Origin of the sequence: Burkholderia sp. IDO3 (assembly GCF_003366075.1) — a bacterium.
Lineage (GTDB): Bacteria > Pseudomonadota > Gammaproteobacteria > Burkholderiales > Burkholderiaceae > Burkholderia > Burkholderia anthina.
Genome location: NZ_CP028962.1, coordinates 1,546,736 through 1,568,645 on the forward strand (window position 1 = coordinate 1,546,736; position 21,910 = coordinate 1,568,645).

Sequence of the window (21,910 nt, forward strand, 5' to 3'; positions counted from 1 at the left end):
GCTCGGTCAGGGGTGGTGCGCGCGAGCGTGCACCAGGGATTCGATGGCGCGGCACGCGGCGTCGAATTCGGCGGTCTTGTCGAAGAAGTAATCGGCTCCGGCCGCCGCGCATGCCTCTCTGAATGCCGCTGCCGAATGATTCGTCAGCACGATCGTGACGACGCGCGGTGTCGCCTTCGACAGCATCCCGATCAGGTCGAGGCCGCTGCCGTCCGCGAGCCGCAGGTCGACGATCACCACGTCCGCGTGGCTGCTGTGGATGTGGGTCAGCGCGTCGTGGCCGTCTTCCGCTTCGCCGACGACCACGACGCCGCCGATCGCGCCGACGCGCAGCGCGATCCGTTGCCGGACGGCGATGGCATGATCGACGAGGAACACCCTGAGCATGGCGGGTGGCAGGCTGGCATTCATGCGGGCAGTATCGTGGCCCGCCGCCGAAAAGGAAATCGGCCGAATTGGAAGTTTGTGTAGGCCGCTTCGCCGCGTTGTAGGGCGATTCCTACAACGCGTACCGGCATGCGGCGGCGCGCGCGCGTCGCGATGACGGGCGCACGGCGGGCCGGCAGCGGGGCGCTGCCGCCGAATCAGTTGCCCTGGCGTGCGTCCAGTGCGTCGCGCGCCGTGCGGCACGCGGCGAGATCCCACGCCGCGCAGCCGACGCTCTTGAACAGCAGCGGCCCGCTGCGCGCGAATGCGCCGCGCAGCACGTCCGCGAGCGACGCGACCTGCTGCCAGTCGACCTGCGCGACGATCAGGTCGCCGGCCTCGTGGCGTGCGCCGGCCGGATCGTCGACGACGAGCCGGCTATGACGCACGGTGTCGGCGTCGATCTCGGCAGCGTCGGCGGTGAATGCGCCGACGCCGACCACCAGCCGGCCCTCGCGCGCCGCTTCGCGATAGACGGGCGTGCGGCTCGTCGTCAGCGTGACGACGACGTCGATCGCATCGGGAATCGCATCGCCGTCGAGCGGCGCGAGCCGCGGCGCCTGCGCGCGGTGCGCGGCGCAGAACGCGGCTGCGCTGCCGGCGCGCGAACCGCGCACGTGGAGCCGCGCGTCCGGGAAAATCGCCGCGAGCGCTTCCGCGTGATTGGCCGCCTGCTTGCCGGTGCCGATCAGCAGGATGTCGCGCGGCGCCGTGCCGTGCAGCGCCTGGATGCCGAGCGCCGTGACGGCGGCCGTGCGGCGGCCGGTGACCGTCGGGCCGTCGAGCACGAAGCGCAGCGCGCCCGTCGTCGCGTCGTACGCGCTCACTTGGCCGAGGATCGTCGGCAGTCCGAGTGCGCCGTTGCCGGGGCACACGTTCACGAGCTTGTGGCTGGCAAGGTCGCGTGCGCTCGACGGCATCGACAGCATCACGCCGCCGGCCTGCAGCGGCACGACCAGCCGCTCGGGGCTGACGATTTCGCCGGCCGCGTAGTCGGCGACGGTTTGCCTGAGCGTGGCGAGCAGCGCCGGGTAGTCGAGCAGCGCGGCCGTTTCGGTGGCGTCGAAAGCGGGAATCCGGGAGAGGGCGGTCATCGTGTAGGTCGGTTGCGTCGATGGGCATGGACGACGGGCGCGGGGTGCGCTCGCCACGGAGGCTGCCGGGTAGCGCGACAGCGGATGTTCTGGATCGAATCTATACCAATTTCGGGCTATCCCGCAATCCGGAAAATCGAGCGGATGGCCGATTTTGGTTCTAATATCCGTCCAGATGGGCTGTTGCGCGTATCGGCACGGGTGTCGCTCCGGTATAGTGCGAACCCCTTTCACGTCCACGCCCGACCGGGCAGGAGCCTGCCGATGATGTCCGCCCGTCCCGAAGCGCTCGAAGCCGGTTTCCGGCCGCTGCAGATCTACGAGCAGGTCGCCGAGAAGATCCGCGACGAGATCCGCGCGGGGCGCTATGCGGCCGATTCTCGGCTGCCGTCGGAGCGCGAACTGGCGGCGCTGTTCCAGGTCGGCCGGCCGGCCGTGCGGGAGGCGCTCGGCGCGCTGCAGAACGAAGGCCTCGTGTTCACGAAGCGCAATTCCGGCACCTACGTCGTGCCGGCGCCGCTCGACGTGCTCGCGCGGCGCGGCGACACGCACGGCACGCCGGACGCGGACTTCAGCCCGACGTCGACGCTCGACGTGCGGCTCATTCTCGAACCGGCGATCGCGCGCCTCGCGGCCGCGCACGGCCGCGCCGATCCCGTCGCCGAGGGCTATCTCGCGCAGATGGAAACCATCACCGACGTCGACGATCCGCATCAGCGCGCGGTGTGGAACGAGAGCGACCGGCTGTTCCACCGGCAGCTCGCGCTGATGACCGGCGACGCGCTGATCGTGAAGATCGCGGACGAAGTCGCGAAGACGATGGATCAGCCGCTGTGGAAGCGGCTGAAGGACGACGGGATCTACGACGCGGGCCGCATCCGGCTCTACGTGTCCGAGCACCGGCTGATCTACGAGGCGATCGTGTCGGGCGATGCCGATGCGGCCGCGTTCTATGTCGAGCAGCACATCCGTCGCGTGCGGCGCGACATCGCGCCGAAATGACGCGCTGCATCGTTCTGGTATTGAAAGGAACCAGATTCCAAAAAGTTATTTTGAAATTGCTTGCATAGCGACCAGGTGTAGCCTACATTGGTTTCACACAAAACCAATCAGGAGACACCATGCGACACGTCGTTACCGCGCTCTCGGTGGCCATCGCCGCCGGCGCGCTGACTTCCGCCCGCGCGCAGGAAGTCGTGATGATCGGCCATTCGGCGCCGCTGACCGGCCCGCAGGCCGCCAATGGCAAGGACAATGAAAACGGCGTGCGGCTGGCCGTCGACGAGCTCAACAAGGCGGGCGTGAAGGTCGCCGGCAAGACCGTCACGTTCAAGCTGCTGTCCGAGGACGACCAGGCCGACCCGAAAGCGGGCGTGCAGGTCGCGCAGAACCTGGTCGACAAGGGCGTCGTCGCGGTGCTCGGGCCGTATAACTCGGGCGTCGCGATTCCCGCGTCGCGCGTGTACGCCAATGCCGGCGTGCCGCTGCTGCCGGTTGCGTCGAACCCGGCGCTCACGCGCCAGGGCTTCAAGAACATCTTCCGGATCGGCGCGAGCGACGAACAGCTCGGCGGCACGATGGCCACGTTCGCCGCGCAAACGCTGCACGCGAAGACGGCCGCCGTGATCGACGACCGCACCGCATACGGGCAGGGCGTTGCCGAGCAGTTCATGAAGGTCGCGAAGGAGAGCGGGATCAAGATCGTCGACCAGGAGTACACGAACTCGTCGGCCAGCGATTTCCTCGGCATTCTCACCAAGATCAAGGCCAGCAACCCCGACGTGATCTTCCTCGGCGGCTATGCGGCGCAGGGCGCGCCGATGGCCAAGCAGATGAAGCAGCGCGGGTTGCGCGCGAAGCTGCTCGGCGGCGACGGCATCTGCTCGGCCGACATGGGCAAGGTCGCGGGCGACGCGGCGTCGATCGTCTACTGCGCACAGGGCGGCGTCGCGCTCGACAAGACCGCGGCCGGCCGCGAATTCCTGAAGAAGTACCACGACACGTATCACACGGATACGCAGGTCTACGGCGTCAACTACTACGACGGCATGAAGCTGCTCGCCGACGCGATGGTCAAGGCGGGCACGACCACCGACAAGGCGAAGCTGATCGCGCAGCTGGCGAAGACCAACTACGTCGGCGTCGCGGGCACCTATTCGTTCGACGCCAACGGCGACCTGAAGGGCGCGCCGACGACCGTCTACGTGATCCGCAACGGCCTGCCCGAGCCGTACGCGAAGTAATCGTCAACCGGCACCGGGCGGCGGCGAGGCCGCCGTCCGTCGTTTTCACGCATTCGATCGACCATGAAAATTTCCCGATCCCTTTCCACCGTCGAAGTCCACACCGGCGGCGAACCGTTCCGCATCGTCACGAGCGGGCTGCCGCGGCTGCCCGGCGACACGATCGTCCAGCGTCGCGCGTGGCTCAAGGAGCACGCCGACGAGATCCGCAAAGCACTGATGTTCGAACCGCGCGGCCATGCCGACATGTACGGCGGCTATCTGACCGAGCCGGTTTCGCCGAACGCCGATTTCGGCGTGATCTTCCTGCACAACGAAGGCTATAGCGACCACTGCGGGCATGGCGTGATCGCGCTGTCGACCGCGGCGGTCGAACTCGGCTGGGTGCAGCGCACCGTGCCGGAAACGCGGGTCGGCATCGACGCGCCGTGCGGCTTCATCGAGGCATTCGTCAAATGGGACGGCGAGCACGCGGGGCCGGTGCGCTTCGTCAACGTGCCGTCGTTCATCTGGCAGCGCGACGTGTCGGTCGACACGCCGTCGTTCGGCACCGTGACCGGCGACATCGCGTATGGCGGCGCGTTCTATTTCTATGTCGACGGTGCGCCGTTCGACCTGCCGGTGCGCGAAGCGGCGGTGGAAAAGCTGATCCGCTTCGGCGCGGAAGTGAAGGCCGCCGCGAACGCGAAGTATCCGGTCGTGCATCCGGAGATCCCGGAAATCAACCATATCTACGGCACGATCATCGCGAACGCGCCGCGCCATCCGGGCTCGACGCAGGCGAACTGCTGCGTGTTCGCGGATCGCGAGGTCGACCGCTCGCCGACCGGCTCCGGCACCGGCGGGCGCGTCGCGCAGTTATACCTGCGCGGCTTGCTCGCGGCCGGCGACACGCTCGTCAACGAGTCGATCGTCGGCACCGTGTTCAAGGGGCGCGTGCTGCGCGAGACGACCGTCGGCGACATCCCGGCCGTGATCCCGGAGGTCGAGGGCAGCGCGCATATCTGCGGGTTCGCGAACTGGATCGTCGACGAGCGCGATCCGCTGGCCTACGGTTTTCTGGTGCGCTGAGCGTCGGCGCCCGGTTCCCCCGTTGTACCAGGTTTGGCGCGCCGTCCCGTTGCGGGACGCGCGCCTTTTTTTGCACGTGAACGCGCGCGGCCGGACGCCGTTCTCGCGTGCGCGGGGCGGCTACCCGCCGGTGCGGCGCGCGAGTTTTGGTACGATGCAGCCTTTCCAGCAGATCCCCCACCCGCGTGAATCGCCGAAACGTGTCGTCTGTGCGTGACTTCTGTGCCAAGTGGGTCGCGCGCGCCCAACCCGTCGCGGCCGCTGCCGCCGTGCCCGTCAAGCGTGCCCTGGCCGTCGCCTGGCACCATCTTCGTCATCCGACGCGCCGCGGCGTACTGCTCGCGGCCGCCGCGGTGCCGGCGCTGTTCGCGCTGTACGTGGTGGTGCTGATCCCGTTCACGCCGAGCATCGGCGACATCCGCAAGGCGCGGGTCGACCAGCCCGCGCAGGTGCTGTCCGCCGACGGCAAGCTGCTGGCGGAATTCAAGCCGTCGAACCGCGAATGGGTGCCGCTCAAGCAGATCTCGCCGCACATGGTCGACGCGCTGATCGCGACCGAGGACCATCGTTTCTACGAGCACCACGGCCTCGACTGGAAGCGCACGGCGTCGGCCGCGCTCCATACGTTCTCGGGCGACCGCCAGGGCGGCTCGACGATCACGCAGCAGCTCGCGCGCAACCTGTATCCGGACGAGATCGGCCGTGCGCCGACGCTCACGCGCAAGGTGAAGGAGGCGATCACCGCGCTGAAGATCGAGGCCGTCTACAGCAAGGACCAGATCCTCGAAACCTACCTGAACACGGTGCCGTTCCTGTACAACGCGTACGGCGTCGAGATGGCCGCGCGCACCTACTTCGACAAGTCGGCCGACGAACTCGACGTGCTCGACAGCGCGACGCTCGTCGGGATGCTGAAGGGCAACAGCTACTACAACCCGGTGCTGAACCCGGAGCGCGCGCTGCAGCGGCGCAACACGGTGCTCGGCCAGATGGTGAAGTACGGCAAGCTGTCGCCCGCGCAGTTCGCGCAGTTGCAACGCCGGCCGCTGCGCATCGACTTCGAACGCCAGAAGGAGTCGCCGGGGCCGGCGCCGCACTTCGCGCAACAACTGCGCAAATGGCTGATCGGCTGGGCCGACCGCAACGACTACAACATCTACTCCGACGGGCTGATCGTGCGCACCACGATCGACGCGCGGCTGCAGCAGATGGCGACCCAGGCGCTGACGCAGCAGGCGAACCAGCTGCAGGGCATCGCGAACAACGCATGGAGCGGCCGCGACGGCTGCGGCACCGACAACGAGGTGTTCCGTATCTTCATGCGCGAGTCGCCCGAGTACAAGGCTGCGCTGGATGCGGGCAAGAACGATGCGGCGGCGATGAAGCAGCTTGCGTCCGATCGCGGCTTCATGCGCGCGCTGTGCAAGACGAAGACCGACGTGCAGGCCGGCTTCGTCGCGATCGATCCGCGTGACGGGCAGATCCGTGCGTGGGTGGGCAGCCGCGACTTCACGAACGAGCCGTTCGATCACGTCGCGCAGGCGCGGCGTCAGCCGGGCTCGACGTTCAAGCCGTTCGTCTATGGTGTCGCGTTCGCGAACGGGATGAAGCCGGACGACACGTTCATCGACCAGCCGGTCGAGATTCCGCTGAAGGGCGGCGAGATCTGGCACCCGAACGACGACGTGCCGCCGTCGGGCAAGCCGATGACGCTGCGCGACGCGGTCGCGCTGTCGCGCAACCGGATCACCGCGCAGGTGATGGAGAAGGTCGGGCCGGCCGCCGTTGCACGGCTCGCACGCGACATGGGCGTGCGCGAAAGCCCGCTCGAGCGCGTGCCGTCGCTCGCGCTCGGTACGAGCCCCGTGACGCTGAAGGAGATGGTCGCGTCGTACGCGACGATCGCGAACAGCGGGCTGTACATCGAGCCGCAGATGGTGACGCGCATCGAGAATCGCCAGGGCGACGTCCTGGCCGAATTCGCACCGGCACCGCCCGAGCGCGCGCTCGATGCCGAGACCGACAAGACGCTGCTCGACGTGATGCGCGACGTCGTCACGCGCGGCACCGGCGGCAGCATCCGCACCCGCTTCGGCATTCGCGGCGACGTGGCCGGCAAGACCGGCACGACGCAGGACAACGCGGACGGCTGGTTCATCCTGATGCAGCCCGGCCTCGTCGCCGGCGCGTGGGTCGGCTTCGACGACGGCCGCGTGACGCTGCGCAGCGACTACTGGGGACAGGGCGCGCACAGCGCGCTGCCGATCGTCGGCGAGTTCTTCCAGCGCGCGCAGCGTGCACGGATCGTCGACACGAAGGCGAAGTTCGATACCGAGCCGTCGCCGGGCTGGTTCGCGATGGTGCGCGACCGCGTGACGGACCTGTTCGACGGCTGGTTCAAACCCGAGCCGACGAAGCCGCCTGCGCCCGTCAGGACACAGCGTATCGAGCGTCAGCCCGAGGCCGATGCCGGCGCTGCGGCGGCTGCTTCCGCCGCTTCCGCTGCATCGGCGCCCCAGGCGGCGTCCGGCGGCGTGGTCGAGGAGTGGGTGCCGGCGTCCGAGGTGGCGGCGTCGGCGGCTGCGCTGTCGGCGGGTGCGTCGCAACTGCAACCGACGCAGCCCGCGCAACCCGTGCTGCCGGCCGCGGGCGGCAGCACGGCGGGCGCGGGCAGCGCAGGCAGCGCGGGGATCGGCGCCGCGCCGGCAGTCGGGCCTTCGGCCGCGCCGGCATCGACGCCGGCTTCGCCCGGCGCCATCGGCGGCTCGGAGTAACGCGCCGCGTGGGGCATGGCGGTTTCTCCGGGTGTCAGAGCTTCGAGCCGCCATCGACACGCAGCGTGTCGCCCGTCACCCAGCGCGCCGCGTCGGAGGCGAGGAACAGGGCCGCTCCTGCGATGTCGTCGGGCTGCGCCACGCGCTTGAGGGCCTGCATGCCGAGGGTGAAGTCCCGGCCGGCATCGGTTTTGGCGAAGTTCGACATGTCGGTCTCGACGACGCCCGGTGCGACGGCGTTCACGCGGATGCCACGCTCGCCGAGCGATTCGGCGAAGTGCTTGACCAACGTGTCGATTGCGCCCTTGGTCGCGGCGTAGGCCGACAGGTTGCCAACCGAGCTGCGGGCGGCAAGGGACGACAGCAGGATCACGCTGCTCTCTTCACCCAGCACGGGCAACAGTTGCTGGACAAGGAAGTACGGTGCGCGCACGTTGACGGCGAACAGACGGTCGAAGTCGTCGACCGTCGTCTCCGCGATGGGCGAGGCCTTCGAGATTCCGGCATTTGCAACGAGAATGTCGAGGCGCTCGCCGACCAGCGCGCGTACCTGACGGGCCAGTTCGTGCGGGCCGTTCGCGGTGCTCAGGTCTGCGGCGATCTTCTCGGCCGAACCGCCCGACGCGCGAATCGTCTCGACAACGGATTGCGCAGCCTGTTCGTCGCTGCCGAAATGCACGATCACGCGTGCGCCCGCCGCGGCCAGGGCCAGGGCGGTTGCGCGGCCGATGCCGCGCGATGCGCCCGTGACAAGGGCCGTCTTGCCGTCAAGATCAGTACTCACGATTCATTCTCCTTGGATGACGCGTCGAAAATGCGGGCGTAGCGACTACGGGTTCAGGGCCGGAAACGGGAAACGTCTTCCACGAAACGCTCCGGGTATGGATGGAGCGAGCCGAGATTGGCGGCCGGATAAAGGCTCGGTTGAGCATCGGGGATGTGCCTGTCGGGTTATTTTCAGGTTGCTTCTCCGGTCGCGTGGCGTTCCGCGCGGAAAACGGCATCAAACGGCCATCGCGCCGGCCGGCAGTTCCTCGATCGCGTCGATCCGGTCGGGGTAGAAGGCCAGATGCTCGCGGATCGGAGCAACGGCTGCGTAAGGATGCTCGTAGGTCCAGACCGCATCGATGCCGCGTTCGCCGGCGATCGGAATCGAGAAGTAGGCGCAGTCGCCCTTGTACGGGCAGTAGGTGGCGTGGTCGGTGCGCGCAAGCTGCGTCATGTCGACGTCCTTGCGCGGGATGTAGATCACGGCCGGGTAGCGTGCCTCGAGCAGCGTGAGCGCGCCGCGGGTATCCGCGATCACCTTGCCGCCAGCCTTGACGACGATTCTCGACGGATGGCGTTCGATCGTGATCGGATGGTCGGGGCCCGGTATCTTGACGGGTTTGTCGTTCGGATGCGTGGTAGACATGATCAACTCCTTGTCGGAACAGCGGAAGCCGGCGGGCCGCACGGACGCAGCCCCGGGATGGTGTGTTCGGCAGGTCTTGGCAGATCGCCGGTTCGGCGGTCCCGCGAGGATGGCCACCGGTCAGCGCGAGCGTCAGGATCGAGACCACGGCAGGCCCCACGCCGAAGTCATTGAACGGCATGGGCACGACCGCCCGCAGCCGTGATGTCGGCGACGACCGCCTTGGCCTGGCGCGCACCACGGCGATAGCGAACGACGACCCGGGCGCCTGCCTGCGCGAGCGCAAGCGCGGTGGCGCGTCCGATGCCGCGAGACGTGCCGGTGACGAGCGCGGTCTTTCCTGTCAGGGTGTTCATGATCGTCCTTTCGGCAGATAACCGACGTTGAGGCGACGGAGCGTTTGGTCGGATGACGTGATCGAACGATAGTCGCCGCTTGTTCGCGCGAAAAAGACTTTGTAAGCTGGACTCCATGCCTGTCAGGCATGCCTAAAGGAACGCGAGCATGGAACTGCGTCATCTTCGTTATTTCGTCGCGGTGGCCGAAGAGGGCAGCCTGACCGTCGCGGCGGAGCGTCGGCTGTACACGTCCCAGCCGTCTCTGAGCCGGCAGATCAGGGACCTCGAGTACGAAGTGGGCGCGCAACTGTTCGTGCGTAGCGCGCGGGGCATCGAGCTGACCGACGCCGGCAAGGCATTTTTGGACCATGCGCGCCTCGCCCTTGCGCAGGTCGATGCGGCGCGCGATGCGGCGCGACGGGCGGCGCGTCCGTCGAAGCAGACGTTTGCCGTCGGCTTTCTGAGCGGGCAGGAGGTGACCTGGCTGGGCGAGGCGACCCGCGTGCTCGCGAGCGATCTGCGCGGCATCGAAATGACGGTGTCGAGCGAGCACTCTCCCGATCTCGCGGAGGGATTGTCGACCGGGCGGCTGGACGTCGCCTTCATGCGTGCCGAAGCCAGCCGGCCCGACCTCGAATACGTGACGGTCGCGCGCGAGCCTTTCGTCGTGCTCATGCCGAGCGACCATCGCCTCGCGGCCTTCGACGAGATCGACGTGCGCGAACTGGCGAACGAATTGTTCATCGGCGCCTCGGACGTCGCGGGCCCCATGCGCGGCGCGATTGAAAACTATCTGGCGACCAACGATGTCGCCATCGAGCCCGCGCATCGCGTCCATAACCTGACGATGGCGATGTCGCTCATCGCGTCGACGGGCGGCGTTGCACTGCTGCCCGCGTATGCCGAGAAACTACTGCCCTGGTCGGTGACAAGCCGGCCGCTGAAGGGCGAACCGCCGAGCATCGCGCTGGTGGTCGGCTATAACCGGAACAACCGTTCGGCGATCCTGTCGACGTTTCTGTCGCGCATCGACCAGATCAGGCAATAAGCGGCGCAACGGCAGGCCGCGCGCCGAAACCCGTGACGCGAGCGGGAAGCGGCGCCGCCCGCGTCGAAAGCCTCAACCCGCCGTCTTGCCGCCGTCGACGGTGAGGATCTGCCCCGTGACAAACGCGGCACCGTCGCTCGCCAGGTAGAGCACCGCCGCGGCGATGTCGTCGGGCCGGCCGATTCGCGCGAGCGGAACCGTTGCCGCGAGCGAGGCCTTGTTCTCCGGCGTGCCGGTGAAACGGTCCAGCATGCCCGTGTCGGTGGGGCCGGGCGCGACGGCATTGACGCGAACGCGCGCCGATGCGGCTTCGAGCGCAGCGGATTTCGTGATGCCTTCCACGGCGTGCTTGCTTCCCGCATACACCGACGCGAATGCCGCGCCTTCATGACCGTAAGTCGAAGATATGTTGATGATGCTGCCGGCTTGCTGTGCAGTCATCACGCGTAATTCATGCTTGAGACTCAGCAGCGTGCCGAGCACGTTGGTGTCGAAGGTATCCGCGTAGCGCTCGGCAGTCTGATCGACCACCGGTCCCGGTTTGCCTTCCGTGCCGGCATTGTTGACTGCAACGTCGAGCCGGCCGAACCGGGCGACGGTTTCGTCGACGAGGTGGCGGACGTCTTCGTCGCGGCGGACGTCGGTCTGCACGAAGAAGGCCTGTGCGCCTGCTTCGCGCAATTCGGCTTCGAGCGCCGACCCTTCCGCGGCACGGCGGCCGGACACGACGAGGCGCGCACCCGCGCGGGCGAATGCAAAAGCGGTGGCGCGGCCGATGCCCGTGAGGGCGCCGGTGATCAGGACGGCGGGTTGGTTCATTTTGCGGCTCCAGTCGGGTAGGTTCATGTCAAACGCAACGCAGGGAGAGCTTCGATGAATGCGCTAGCTCGTGCAGGCAGCGTAACGTTGCGGCGCGAAACGGAAAAAGACTTTCCAGGCTCACCCGCATGCCTGCGAAGCATGGTTCCGGAGCCGGCGCAGGGCGGGGGCACGACCCGGCTTCCACCGCAGCGCGTTGTCGTTGTATCCGGGGCTGTCGCGAAATGGCGAATCGGCCGGGCCGAGCGTCGTCAGCTCGGCCTATTGGGTTCGAATGCGGCCGCAATCGTCTGATAATTCAACCGAGTGCGCGCTGATTGTATGGATTCCGTCAACAGTGAATTAGCGATTTAGGTATTTACCCTGAGTTTGGCCGCGCCTAGACTTCTGTTCATGCGCAACGGACCACAAGTCCTGAGCGCCTGACAAAACAATCTGGAGGTAAGCATCATGAAATCGCTGATCAAGGCAGTTGCACTGGCCGCTCTGGTGGCCGCACCGGTCGTCTCGTTTGCCCAATCGAACCAGCAGCCGCTGACGCGCGCTCAAGTGCGTGCCGAGCTGGTGCAGCTCGAAAAGGCCGGCTACAACCCGAACGACTGGATGAACTACCCGGAAAACATCCAGGCTGCACAGGCGAAGATCGCCGCGGCGCAGGGCACTGGCGCGTCGGTTGACGCGACGGGCTACGGCGCGAACCCGAGCGCGACGTCGCAGTCCGGCCAGCGCGTGGTCGTGCCGGCCGCAGCCGATCGTTCGTCAGTGTACTTCGGCCACTAAGCCGTTCGCTGCACGGCGGTTTCCGAACCGCCGCCCCGTCGTACCGAAAAGCCCGCACTCCGATCGAGCGCGGGCTTTTTTGCGTCCGCGGCCCGCGCGGCGCCGGCTGACAATCCGGTGCGCGTACGCTAGCATCGCGGACGGTACCGACGCGGTACGACAGCCGTTGCGCCTGGGGGGCCGGCGCCGGCTTGTCCGCAGCACCGCGTGCCGGCACGCGGCAGCATCGCCAGCCAGGCATCGGGTTCCACGACATCAACGAACGACAAACAATCCAGGAGCATCCATGCGTGTGTTGACCGGTCTGCTGTGCTCGCTGGCGCTGACGGCGAACCTCGCCCATGCGCAGGCGAATTGCGCGGACGCGACGGATCAGGCGGCGATGACCGCGTGTGCCGATCGTGCATACAAGAAATCCGATGCGGAACTGAACCGCACGTACCAGGCCGTCACCGCGCGGCTGCGCGACGCCCGGCCGCTCGCCGAGAAGCTCGTGAACGCGCAGCGCGCGTGGATCGCCTACCGCGATGCCGAATGCAACTTTTCCAGCGCGAACGCCGAGGGCGGCAGCGTGTATCCGATGGTCGTGTCGACCTGCCTCGACGATCTGACGAAGACGCGCACCGAGACGCTGAAGGGCTATCTGGCGTGCGAGGAAGGCGATCTCGCGTGTCCGGTGCCTGCCAGGTAACGCAACCGCGCCTCGTGCGGCCGGCCGCGCGAGGCGCGGTCGGCGCAGCGGGCCGGCCTGGTCCGTTACACGTCGCCGTTACACGTCGTCCGTTTCATCGAGCAGCTTGTGCCGCATCGCGTAACGGACCAGCGCCGCTTCGTGCGGCATCTGCATCTTTTCCAGAATCCGCGTCTTGTAGGTGCTGACCGTCTTCGCGCTCACGCACAGCGCCTGCGCGATCTCGGTCAGCGTCTGGCCGGCGGCGATGCGCCGGAACACGTCGAACTCGCGATCGGACAGCCGCTGATGCGGCAGCGTTTCGGCCGGCTCGTTCAGGCTCTGCGCGAACTGTTCGGCCATCGCGAGGCTCACGTAGACGCCGCCCGACGCCACCTTCGTGACCGCGCCGACCAGCTCCGCGCTCGCGCTTTCCTTCGTCAGGTAGCCCGACGCACCCGCGCGGAACGCGCGCACCGCGTATTGCTGCTCCGCATGCATGGTCAGCACGAGCACCCGCAGCGCGGGCTTCTCGTCCTTGATCTGCTTGATCAGCTCGACGCCGTTGCGACCCGGCATCGACAGGTCGAGCACGAGCACCTGCGCGGGCGTCGAGCGGACGAGCGCGATCGTCGACGGGCCGTCGCACGCTTCGCCGGCCACCTCGAATCCGGTGGCGTTCTGGAGGATGTGCCGCAGACCGTCTCGCACGAGCGTATGGTCGTCGGCGATGAGCACCTTGATCATGTGAGGGTGGTTTCCTGTTGAACGGTGCTGAGCGGAAACGCGACGGTGATCGAGAAGCCGCGCGCGAGCGCGGTGTCGATCGTCACGGTGCCGCCCAGCATGTGTGCGCGCTCGCGAATGCCGATCAGGCCGAACGATTTGTCCTCGTGGGCGGGACCGCCCGGCGCCGCGCCGCGGCCGTTGTCCGCGACGCGCAGCACGCAGAAGCCTTCCTCGACGTCGAGCCGCAGCGCGACGCGCGTCGCATCCGCGTGGCGCGCGACGTTCGTCAGCGCTTCCTGGACGATGCGGAACAGCGTGGTCGCGCCCGCGCTGGTGAACGTCAGGCCGCCGGTTTCGATGTGGCGTTCGACATCGATGCCGTAGCGGTTCGTGAAGTCGTTCGCGAGCCACTCGATCGCGGGCACGAGGCCGAGATCGTCGAGCATCACGGGCCGCAGGTCGGCCGCGATGCGCCGTACCGACGCGACCGTCGCGTCGATCAGCCGGCGCATGGCCTGCAGGTGCGACAGCATGCCGTCGTCGGGCTGCGCGCGACCGGGCGCGCGCAACTGCTGTTCGACGACGGACAGGTCCATCTTCAGCGCGGTGAGCTGCTGGCCGAGGTCGTCGTGCAGCTCGCGCGCGATGCGGGTCTTTTCCTCTTCGCGCACGTTCTGCAGGTTCGCCGACAGCTCGCGCAGCTCCTCGCGCGACTGTTTCAGCGCGTTCTCGGCGCGCTGCCGCTCGGTGATGTCGCGCAGCATGACCGTGTAGAGCTTGCCCGACGCATCGCGGATCTGCGAGATCGACGCCTCGATCGGGAATTCCTCGCCGTTGCCGCGCAGCCCGAACAGCACGCGCTGGCGGCCCATCTGCCGCTCGGACACGCCCGTCACGCCGAACTGGTCGACGTGCTTCGCGTGTGCGGCGCGGAACCGCTCGGGGATGAAGCGCGACAGCGGCGCGCCGATCGCTTCCATCGCCGACACGCCGAACACTTGCTCGGCCATCGGATTGAAGATCACGACCGTCTGCTTCTCGTCGATCGTGATGATCGCTTCCATCGACGAACGGATGATGCCCATCATCCGCGCTTCGTTGAGGATGCCGCGGCTGCTGGCGCCGACGTCGGCGCGGCCGCGCAGCAGCGCATGGACGAGCGCCGCGAACACGAACGACGCGATCAGTCCCGCCGCGAGCACCGTGCCGGCCGCGCGCTGCGCGCCGGTCGCGCTCGGACGGCCGTCGGCGGAATAGGCGAGCGTCAGCACGGTGCCGCCGAAATTCAGTTGTTCGGACCGCCGCATCAGGTCGGGCGACATCGACGCCTCGTCGGTCGTCGTCTCGGCGCTCGCGAACGGGTGCGGGTCGTCGCCGGCGCTCATCCGCAGATCGAGCCCGCGTTCCGCGTCGAGCGCGCGCTCGACCAGATGATTCGGACTCACTTCCGCGAACAGCACGCCGTCGGTGCCGGGCTCGTGCGGGCCGGATGGCGCGACGGCCGTGCGCGGCGAGGCCGTCGCGGGCAGGAACAGCGTGAGGGTGCGCGTGTCGCGGGACGTATCGTCGTCGGCCGGGTGGATGCCGAGCGCGACGTCGCCGGTGCGCAGCGTACGCGCGAGCGGCGCGGCGTCCGACGCGCCGAAGCGGACGACGACCGAGCTCGACGTCGGGGCGCTGAGCGTGGCGACGGCCAGCGAGCCGGCCGGCATCGGCGCCTTGCCGGCGAGGGCGCTGCGCGCGGCCGGCGACAACGCCGCATAGCCGATCTGCCGCACCGGCGAATACCCGCTGTCGAGATCGAGCGTGTCGGCGTACCGGCGCCATTGGTCGGGCGTCATCTGCGGCGCGAGACCGTACGCGCCGCGCGCGCTTTCGAGCACGGCGACGCCGGACTGCAGTTCGTGGCGCAGCATCGCGGTCACGTGCGCCGTGCGGCGTTCGAAACGCGTATGGACGGCGCCTTGCCACTGCTCGCGAACGAGCAGCGCAACGCCGAGCGACAGCGCGGCGCCGGCGAACAGCGTGACGACGCCGGCCGCGAGCGGCTGGCGTAACATGGTCTTGAGGCGCGTGGGCCCTCGGGCATCACGCGGCGGGGTTCCACTGGCGGTCATTCGATGGCCATTCTGGTGTCGGGGCCGCCTGTGGCACGCAGGCGGCGCGGCAAAACCGGGAAAAACTCGCACCGGCCACGTGCGGCGTCTATTTTCGAGATGAAATTGTGCGCGGTTTACACGCTTTTTGTAATAGGGGTCAGCTAAAAAGACGATGACCGGGCGTTGCAGCGCGCGTACCGGACGCGCTTGACGCGTATCAACCGGCGCGTCGGCACGTGGGGCAGACTGTTCGGCAGGCGAGCCGGCATCGGGCCGGCTCGCGGTGACGGGCCGCCGTGGCGCGAAGCGCAACGCAGGCCCGGTCGGAGGGCGGACCATGTACAAGCGGATTTTCGTCGGGCTCGACGGTAGCCCGAGCGCGCGTCTCGCGCTGAACGAGGCGATCCGGATCGCGGCGGCATCCGGCGGCGAAGTCACGTGCGCGTACGTCGTCGAGCACCGGCCGCAGCTCGTCGACGTCGACGCGGGCTTTGCGGCCGAACGCGACGGCGATGCGGCGGCATCCGATGCGGCGACGCCGGTGCTCGACGAGGCGAGAGCGGCGCTCGCGCAGCAGCATGTACCCGGCACCGTGCGCGCACTCGATGCATACGGCGAGGACGTTGCCGCGGTATTGATGCGCACGGCCGCCGAGGCCGGCGCCGATCTGATCGTGATGGGGACGAGCGGTCGCCACGGCCTGCGCAGGCTGCTGCTCGGCAGCGTCGCGGAATCGCTGCTGCGCGCGGCCGATCGGCCCGTGCTGCTGGTGCGGCACGGCGAGGCGGCGGCAGCGGCAGCGACCGCATGACGGTCGACGGGCGGGACTGACGCAAGCGCGGTGACGGGCAGGGCTGTCGTGAGCAGGTCGCGGCTGCCCGCGCGAGCGCGTGTCGCGCACGCTGGTCGTCGCAGCGCGGATGCGCAGGCCGGCCTATCCGTCGCGTGGCACGGCCGGTTGCGTCACGCCCCGTCCTTCTGGCAGCATCGACCCGGGTTCGCTTCCATCGTCGTGCGCTGCATTGCGCGCGCGATCCGGTTGCCGCGTGCATGGCCGCGGCGACCGGCGCAGCGGTATGCGGCTCACGGCCCCGCATCGTCGATCGGCCCGTGAATCGCATACCGGTTCCATCCTTCGTCCACGTCATTCGCCATGCCGATTTCCGCCGCCGACCTGATTCACCAGTTCAACCTGCAGCCGCATCCGGAAGGCGGCTATTTCAGGGAAACCTACCGCGCGACCGATTCGGTCGTACGCCCGGCCGACGGTGCGCCGCGCGCGGCGTCCACCGCGATCTACTACCTGTTGTGTGACGGCGCGTATTCGTCGTGGCACCGGATCCGTTCCGACGAGGTCTGGCATTTCTACGCGGGCGATCCGCTCGAAGTGTGGGTGCTCGACGAACGGGACGGGCTGACGATCCACCGGCTCGGCAATCCGCTCACGCATCCGGGCACCGTGTTCCAGGCCGTCGTGCCGGCCGGGCGCTGGTTCGGCGCGCGCTGCGCGTCGTCCGGGCACGTCGCGCTCGTCGGCTGCACGGTGGCGCCGGGCTTCGAATTTGCGGAATTCGAGCTCGCGGACGCGGCGGCGCTGAGCACCGCCTTTCCCGAGTACGCCGAATACGTCGCGCGGCTCGCGCCGCGTTCCGACGCGTAAGTGCGCCGGCGACGATCGTACCGACCGCCGACCGCCGACCGCTCCGGCGGCCGCGGTCGAACGCGGCCGTTCCGCGCGGTATTGGTCAAACCCGTTTAGAATGCCCGTGATGCAGGGTTGGCTGCGGGCGTGCCGCGGCGACCGCTGCCAGCCGTATCGGCGGCCGCCCCCGCCGCACGGTTCGCCAGTCTTCCAGGAGCGCCGCCGTGTGGCACTTTCCCATCGCGATTCCCTCGTCGCTCGGCCCATGGGCCGTGTTCGCGAGCGTGCTGATCACGCAGCTCGGCGTGCCGGTGCCGGCCGTGCCGATGCTGATTCTCGGCGGCACGATGGCGGCGATGGGGCAGGCGTCCTGGGCGAGCATGTTCGCGGCGGCGATCGGCGCGACGATGCTCGCCGATTCGCTGTGGTTCTTCATGGGCCGCACGCGCGGCCGTCGTCTGCTGAACGGGCTCGTGCGCTTCTCGCTGTCGCTGGACACGACGCTGCGCTTCGCGCGTAACGTATTCGAAAGATACGGTGCGCCGCTGCTCCTCCTGTCCAAATTCCTGCCGGGCCTCGGGCTCGTGTCGGCGCCGTTGCTCGGCACGACCGCGATCGGCGTCGGCGTATTCCTGTTCTGGGATCTGGCCGGTGCGTCGTTGTGGGCCGCGGTGTGGCTCGTCGGCGGCGCGGCCGTGCACGACCAGATCGTGCAGTTCGTGCTGTGGGTGCGCGCGAGCGGCGGCACGATCCTCGACGCCTTCCTCGCGATCTTCATCACGTTCCTGCTGTACCGCTGGGTGCGCCGCCTGCAATTCCGCCGTTATCTGGCGCAGGTGCGGATCTCGCCGCCGCAGCTGGTCGAAATGATGACGTCGAACGAACCGCCGCTGATCTTCGATGCGCGTCCGCGTGCGGTGCGCGAGCGCGAGCCGTTCAGGATCTCCGGCGCGGTGCCGGTCGATCTCGATTCGCCGGACCTGCTCGATCCCGAGATGCTGAAGCGGCCGATCGTCGTGTACTGCGTGTGCCCGAACGAGGCAACGGCCAAGCGTCTGATCGCGAAGATGCAGCGCAAGAAGATGATCCACAACATCAGGGCGCTGAAGGGCGGGCTCGATGCATGGGAGAAGCACGGCTATCCGGTCGAGCCGCTGCCGGCCGATCTCGATGCGTCGCGGTATTTCGTGCGGCCGGACCACGGCGCCGCGCTCGAAGGCGAATATACGGTGCGCGCGACGTTGTCCAAATAAAACGCGCGCCGGTTCACATTTCATCCCCCGATTTCACGCGCTCCGATCACTACGAAAATCGGCTGGCACGAAGTGTCTGATTATCCATATAATCCCGCCTGCATATTGCATGCGCTTGATTGCGCACAATCGACGCGAGTCCGTTCGCGCCGAAAGCGATTGATCCCGTTGCCGCCCGCTACGCGCACAGCCGCGTCGCGCGGGCCGCACGGGCGTATTCCGTGAAAGGCCCGATCCGTTTTCCGGATTGTTCCGGAAAATACCGATAATCTTCGGCGATTCCAATCGGAGTGACGCAGTATCCGCATCGTTTCCATCTGGAAAACGGCCGCGGGGATTTTTCGTTTTCGGTTTGCCGGTATCGGCATGAACGGTCGCGCATTGACATCGACAATGACGGCGGCCGGTTCGCGGCTGCCAGGAGACGGACTTGACACAACCGGAAGACCAGCTGCACCGCGCTCTGGAAGAGCGGCACATCAACCTGATGGCGCTTGGCGCCACCATCGGCGTCGGCCTGTTCCTCGGCTCGGCCACCGCGATCCGCACGGCCGGCCCGGCCATCCTGCTGACCTACCTGCTGGGCGGCATCGTGATTTTCCTGATCATGCGCGCGCTCGGCGAAATGGCGATCACCAATCCGGTCGCCGGCGCATTCAGCCGCTATGCACGCGACTACCTCGGCCCGCTCGCGGGCTACCTGACGGGCTGGACCTACTGGTTCGTGTGGATCGTCACCTGCATGGCGGAAATCACCGCGGTCGGCGTCTACATGCACATGTGGGTCCCCGGCGTGCCGAACTGGATCTGGGCGCTCGCGGCGCTCACCGCGATGGGCGCGGTGAACTTCATCGCGGTCAAGCTGTACGGCGAATTCGAGTTCTGGTTCGCGCTGATCAAGATCGTCACGATCGTGCTGATGATCATCGGCGGCGGCCTGATGATCGCGTTCGGCTTCGGTAACGGCGGCGTCGCGACCGGCATCTCGAACCTGTGGGCGCACGGCGGCTTCATGCCGCACGGCATCGACGGCGTGATCGGCGCGCTGCCGATCGTGATGTTCGCGTATCTCGGCGTCGAAATGCTCGGCCTCACGGCCGGCGAGGCACGCAACCCTGAGAAGTCGCTGACGAAGGCCGTCAACTCGGTGTTCTGGCGCGTGCTGATCTTCTACATCGGCGCACTATTCGTGATCATGTCGCTGTATCCGTGGGACCAGATCGGCACGCAGGGCAGCCCGTTCGTGATGACGTTCTCGCGGCTCGGGATCCCGGCCGCCGCGGGCATCATCAACTTCGTCGTGTTGACGGCGGCGCTGTCGTCGTGCAACAGCGGCCTGTTCAGCACCGCGCGGATGCTCTACAACCTCGCGCAGCAGGGCCAGGCGCCGGCCAGGCTTGGCCGCGTGAACCGCAACGGCGTGCCGGTGTACGGCGTGCTCGTGTCGGTCGCGCTGCTGCTGATCGGCGTGCTGCTGAACTATCTCGCACCGCAGCACGTGTTCGTGTGGCTGACGTCGGTGTCGACGTTCGGCGCGATCTGGACGTGGTGCGTGATCCTGGTCGCACAGATGCGCTTTCGCCGCACGCTGTCGGCCGACAGGATCGCGCGCCTGCCGATCCGCGTGCCGTTCTATCCGCTCGGCTCGTTCGTCGCGCTGGCGTTCCTCGCGCTGGTCGTCGTGCTGATGGCGTTCTCGCCGGATACACGCGTCGCGCTCGTGATCGGCCCCGTGTGGATCGTGCTGCTGGGCATCGCGTACGCGGTGTTCTACGCGAACCGCCCGGCGACGCCGGTTTCGACGAAGTCGTAACCGAACCGGGCGACGGGCGCTGCGCCGCGCCCCCGAAATGTGCGCGCGGCGCAGCGCGGGCCGCACGTGCGTTGATCGCGATCATGCACGCGCGGCCCGGGCGTCATATGCTGTTTGAATTGCTTGTCCGCGCTTCGCGTGACCATCCGCCGATTCCAGCGACCGCGCCGGCCGTCCAGCCGCCGCGTGTCGCTTCCGCGCGAAGCTCCGGGCGTCGTTTCAAGACGATGCACCCGCAAGGAGGCTTTCGCCATGCAATCCACCCGGTCCATCCCGCCGCTCGCCCGGATCGCGCTGGCCGTCGATCCGACGCCGGAGTCGCTGTCCGCCGCGCGCTATGTGAGCACGCTGCTGCGTCCCGGCATGCGGGTGCGCATCGTCTGCGCAATCGACAATCCGCGTCTCGTGCTGCCCGACATCCCGCGCATCGACGCGCTGCTGACGTCGGCGCGCGAGGACATGGTGCGCGAAGCGCAGGCGGTGCTCGAGCGCACGGCTGCGATGTTCGCCAGCGCCGGCGTGGAACTCGAGCAGACGATCATCGATACGTCGGTCACGGGCGGCACGGTAGCCAATGCGCTCGCGAACGACACGTCGACGTGGCAAGCCGACGTGCTCGTGGTCGGCGCGAATCCGCATCACGGGCTGTTGCGGCTCGTCGAAGGCGCGATGTCCGACACGCTCGCCACGCGCGCGCACTGCGCGTTGCTGATCGTGCCGGCCGACTACGCACGGCCGTCGGACGGGCCGCTGCAGCGCTTGATGTTCGCGGTCGACGGCAGCGAGCCGTCGTTGCACGCGGTTCATGTGGGGCTCGGCTTCGCGGCGCCGACGACGCTGCTGTACGCGGCCTATGTCGTCGATCGCGCGGTTCGTCTGACCGATATCGTGCCGGTACGTGCGCTGGAGGATGCGTATCGCGCGGAGGGCGAGGATGCGCTCGCGCGCATCGGCCCGGTGTTCCATGCCACCGGGAACCCGACCAAGCGCGGCATCGTCGAAACCCGTCCGACCAGCGACGACGTCGCGCATGCGCTGATGCGCGACGCGGTGCACTGGCATGCGGAACTGCTGGTGGTCGGCACGCATGGCCGGCGCGGTATCGCCGCATGGCTGATCGGCAGCGTCGCGCGCCGCGTCGCCCATCTCGCGCAGGTGCCGGTGCTGCTCGTGCGCGGTGCCGCATGATTATCGCGGCAGAGCACAAGCGAAGCGAAGATTCGTTGACCTGCATCAGAAATGGCGTGAATGTCGCGTGAGACATTGACGCAATGTCGCACGTGGAAGAGGGTTCGTCCGTGTGCGATGCGCGCGGACGGCGACATCGGCGGCGCGACGCGTCGACGCGTGCTGTCGAAGTCCGCGCTCGAACGCGCGGCCGGCGCGGTTTCGCGCCGATCATTTTCCGGAACCGGGCCGTGCATCGCATGGCGCGATCCGATCCAGAACTCTCTGGCACGAGGGTAGGCAGCAGGCTGCTGCCTTGGGCGACGGGCGGGGTGTCGATCACCCCGTCCGCTTCCCCGGCCCCGTCGCACAGCTTTCCTCGCAGGAATGCGCTTCGTCGATGTCGCCGTGCGGAACGGCGCGTAATGACACGTAACGACACGTCACGGCACGCGATCGCGCGGTTGCGGATCGGTGCGGATGGCGGCATGCGATGCGCTGTCGTGCGCCCCCGGCGCTCGCTGCCGGCG

Annotated in this window: 19 protein-coding genes and 1 pseudogene; 12 read left to right on the forward strand and 8 right to left on the reverse strand. The window is 67.9% G+C overall.

From position 1 onward, the window contains the following. Window positions 1-6 precede the first annotated feature (6 nt). Together DCN14_RS07140 and lhpI are read right to left on the reverse strand one after the other, a co-directional pair. Window positions 7-411: a response regulator gene (locus tag DCN14_RS07140; protein ID WP_096498720.1), complete on the reverse strand. Its 405-nt coding sequence runs from the start codon at window positions 409-411 to the stop codon at window positions 7-9. A 173-nt stretch (window positions 412-584) separates the two neighbouring features. Next, window positions 585-1,520, reverse strand: a complete 936-nt coding sequence (gene lhpI, locus DCN14_RS07145; protein ID WP_096498718.1) for a bifunctional Delta(1)-pyrroline-2-carboxylate/Delta(1)-piperideine-2-carboxylate reductase — start codon at window positions 1,518-1,520, stop codon at window positions 585-587. A 264-nt stretch (window positions 1,521-1,784) separates the two neighbouring features. Here lhpI and DCN14_RS07150 point away from each other — a divergent pair, with 264 nt between their 5' ends. The 4 genes from DCN14_RS07150 to DCN14_RS07165 all read left to right on the forward strand — a co-directional run bounded on the left by DCN14_RS07150 (window position 1,785) and on the right by DCN14_RS07165 (window position 7,608). Then, window positions 1,785-2,522, forward strand: coding sequence for a GntR family transcriptional regulator (locus DCN14_RS07150; protein ID WP_096498716.1), 738 nt, complete (start codon window positions 1,785-1,787; stop codon window positions 2,520-2,522). A 119-nt stretch (window positions 2,523-2,641) separates the two neighbouring features. After that, window positions 2,642-3,763 (forward strand): branched-chain amino acid ABC transporter substrate-binding protein, encoded by a 1,122-nt coding sequence (locus DCN14_RS07155; protein ID WP_096498714.1) that lies wholly within the window; start codon window positions 2,642-2,644, stop codon window positions 3,761-3,763. A gap of 63 nt (window positions 3,764-3,826) precedes the next feature. Beyond that, the gene (gene lhpH / locus DCN14_RS07160; protein ID WP_096498712.1) at window positions 3,827-4,834 is read left to right on the forward strand and encodes a trans-3-hydroxy-L-proline dehydratase; all 1,008 of its coding nucleotides are present in this window, start codon (window positions 3,827-3,829) and stop codon (window positions 4,832-4,834) included. A gap of 200 nt (window positions 4,835-5,034) precedes the next feature. Next, window positions 5,035-7,608, forward strand: coding sequence for a transglycosylase domain-containing protein (locus tag DCN14_RS07165; protein WP_115531406.1), 2,574 nt, complete (start codon window positions 5,035-5,037; stop codon window positions 7,606-7,608). 34 nt (window positions 7,609-7,642) lie between these two features. Here DCN14_RS07165 and DCN14_RS07170 read toward each other — a convergent pair whose 3' ends face one another. The 3 genes and pseudogenes from DCN14_RS07170 to DCN14_RS07180 form a co-directional block, all read right to left on the reverse strand. Then, window positions 7,643-8,392: a glucose 1-dehydrogenase gene (locus tag DCN14_RS07170; protein ID WP_096498708.1), complete on the reverse strand. Its 750-nt coding sequence runs from the start codon at window positions 8,390-8,392 to the stop codon at window positions 7,643-7,645. A gap of 219 nt (window positions 8,393-8,611) precedes the next feature. Then, window positions 8,612-9,022: a DUF427 domain-containing protein gene (locus DCN14_RS07175; protein WP_096498706.1), complete on the reverse strand. Its 411-nt coding sequence runs from the start codon at window positions 9,020-9,022 to the stop codon at window positions 8,612-8,614. Window positions 9,023-9,204: 182 nt separating this feature from the next. After that, a pseudogene (locus tag DCN14_RS07180) lies at window positions 9,205-9,378 on the reverse strand (SDR family NAD(P)-dependent oxidoreductase); the annotation flags it as partial. Between the two features lie 148 nt (window positions 9,379-9,526). Between DCN14_RS07180 and DCN14_RS07185 the strand changes: the two are divergent. Continuing rightward, window positions 9,527-10,408 carry a LysR family transcriptional regulator gene (locus tag DCN14_RS07185; RefSeq protein WP_096498702.1) on the forward strand — a complete coding sequence of 294 codons (882 nt, stop codon included), beginning with the start codon at window positions 9,527-9,529 and terminating at the stop codon, window positions 10,406-10,408. A 72-nt stretch (window positions 10,409-10,480) separates the two neighbouring features. Here DCN14_RS07185 and DCN14_RS07190 read toward each other — a convergent pair whose 3' ends face one another. Beyond that, window positions 10,481-11,227: a glucose 1-dehydrogenase gene (locus DCN14_RS07190; protein WP_096498700.1), complete on the reverse strand. Its 747-nt coding sequence runs from the start codon at window positions 11,225-11,227 to the stop codon at window positions 10,481-10,483. A 450-nt stretch (window positions 11,228-11,677) separates the two neighbouring features. On the opposite strand from DCN14_RS07190, the gene DCN14_RS07195 reads away from it, so the two are divergent. Further along, window positions 11,678-12,007 (forward strand): DUF4148 domain-containing protein, encoded by a 330-nt coding sequence (locus tag DCN14_RS07195; RefSeq protein ID WP_096498698.1) that lies wholly within the window; start codon window positions 11,678-11,680, stop codon window positions 12,005-12,007. 286 nt (window positions 12,008-12,293) lie between these two features. Further along, window positions 12,294-12,698: a lysozyme inhibitor LprI family protein gene (locus tag DCN14_RS07200; protein ID WP_096498696.1), complete on the forward strand. Its 405-nt coding sequence runs from the start codon at window positions 12,294-12,296 to the stop codon at window positions 12,696-12,698. Window positions 12,699-12,776: 78 nt separating this feature from the next. On the opposite strand, the gene DCN14_RS07205 is transcribed toward DCN14_RS07200, so the two are convergent. Both DCN14_RS07205 and DCN14_RS07210 read right to left on the reverse strand, forming a co-directional pair. Beyond that, window positions 12,777-13,424, reverse strand: a complete 648-nt coding sequence (locus tag DCN14_RS07205; protein WP_006755659.1) for a response regulator transcription factor — start codon at window positions 13,422-13,424, stop codon at window positions 12,777-12,779. Next, window positions 13,421-15,523 (reverse strand): PAS domain-containing sensor histidine kinase, encoded by a 2,103-nt coding sequence (locus DCN14_RS07210; protein ID WP_096498694.1) that lies wholly within the window; start codon window positions 15,521-15,523, stop codon window positions 13,421-13,423. Before DCN14_RS07210 ends, DCN14_RS07205 begins: the two co-directional genes overlap by 4 nt. A gap of 319 nt (window positions 15,524-15,842) precedes the next feature. Here DCN14_RS07210 and DCN14_RS07215 point away from each other — a divergent pair, with 319 nt between their 5' ends. The 5 genes from DCN14_RS07215 to DCN14_RS07245 all read left to right on the forward strand — a co-directional run bounded on the left by DCN14_RS07215 (window position 15,843) and on the right by DCN14_RS07245 (window position 21,401). Beyond that, on the forward strand, window positions 15,843-16,316 hold the full coding sequence (locus DCN14_RS07215; RefSeq protein WP_096498692.1) for a universal stress protein: 474 nt from the start codon (window positions 15,843-15,845) through the stop codon (window positions 16,314-16,316). A gap of 342 nt (window positions 16,317-16,658) precedes the next feature. Then, window positions 16,659-17,165: a cupin domain-containing protein gene (locus DCN14_RS07220; RefSeq protein ID WP_096498690.1), complete on the forward strand. Its 507-nt coding sequence runs from the start codon at window positions 16,659-16,661 to the stop codon at window positions 17,163-17,165. A gap of 206 nt (window positions 17,166-17,371) precedes the next feature. Next, window positions 17,372-18,400, forward strand: coding sequence for a DedA family protein/thiosulfate sulfurtransferase GlpE (locus DCN14_RS07225; RefSeq protein WP_096498688.1), 1,029 nt, complete (start codon window positions 17,372-17,374; stop codon window positions 18,398-18,400). Between the two features lie 430 nt (window positions 18,401-18,830). After that, a complete protein-coding gene (locus DCN14_RS07235) occupies window positions 18,831-20,213 on the forward strand; it encodes an amino acid permease (protein WP_096498686.1) in 1,383 nt (460 codons plus the stop codon). A 252-nt stretch (window positions 20,214-20,465) separates the two neighbouring features. Next, window positions 20,466-21,401, forward strand: a complete 936-nt coding sequence (locus DCN14_RS07245) for a universal stress protein (RefSeq protein WP_096498682.1) — start codon at window positions 20,466-20,468, stop codon at window positions 21,399-21,401. Window positions 21,402-21,910: the final 509 nt, after the last annotated feature.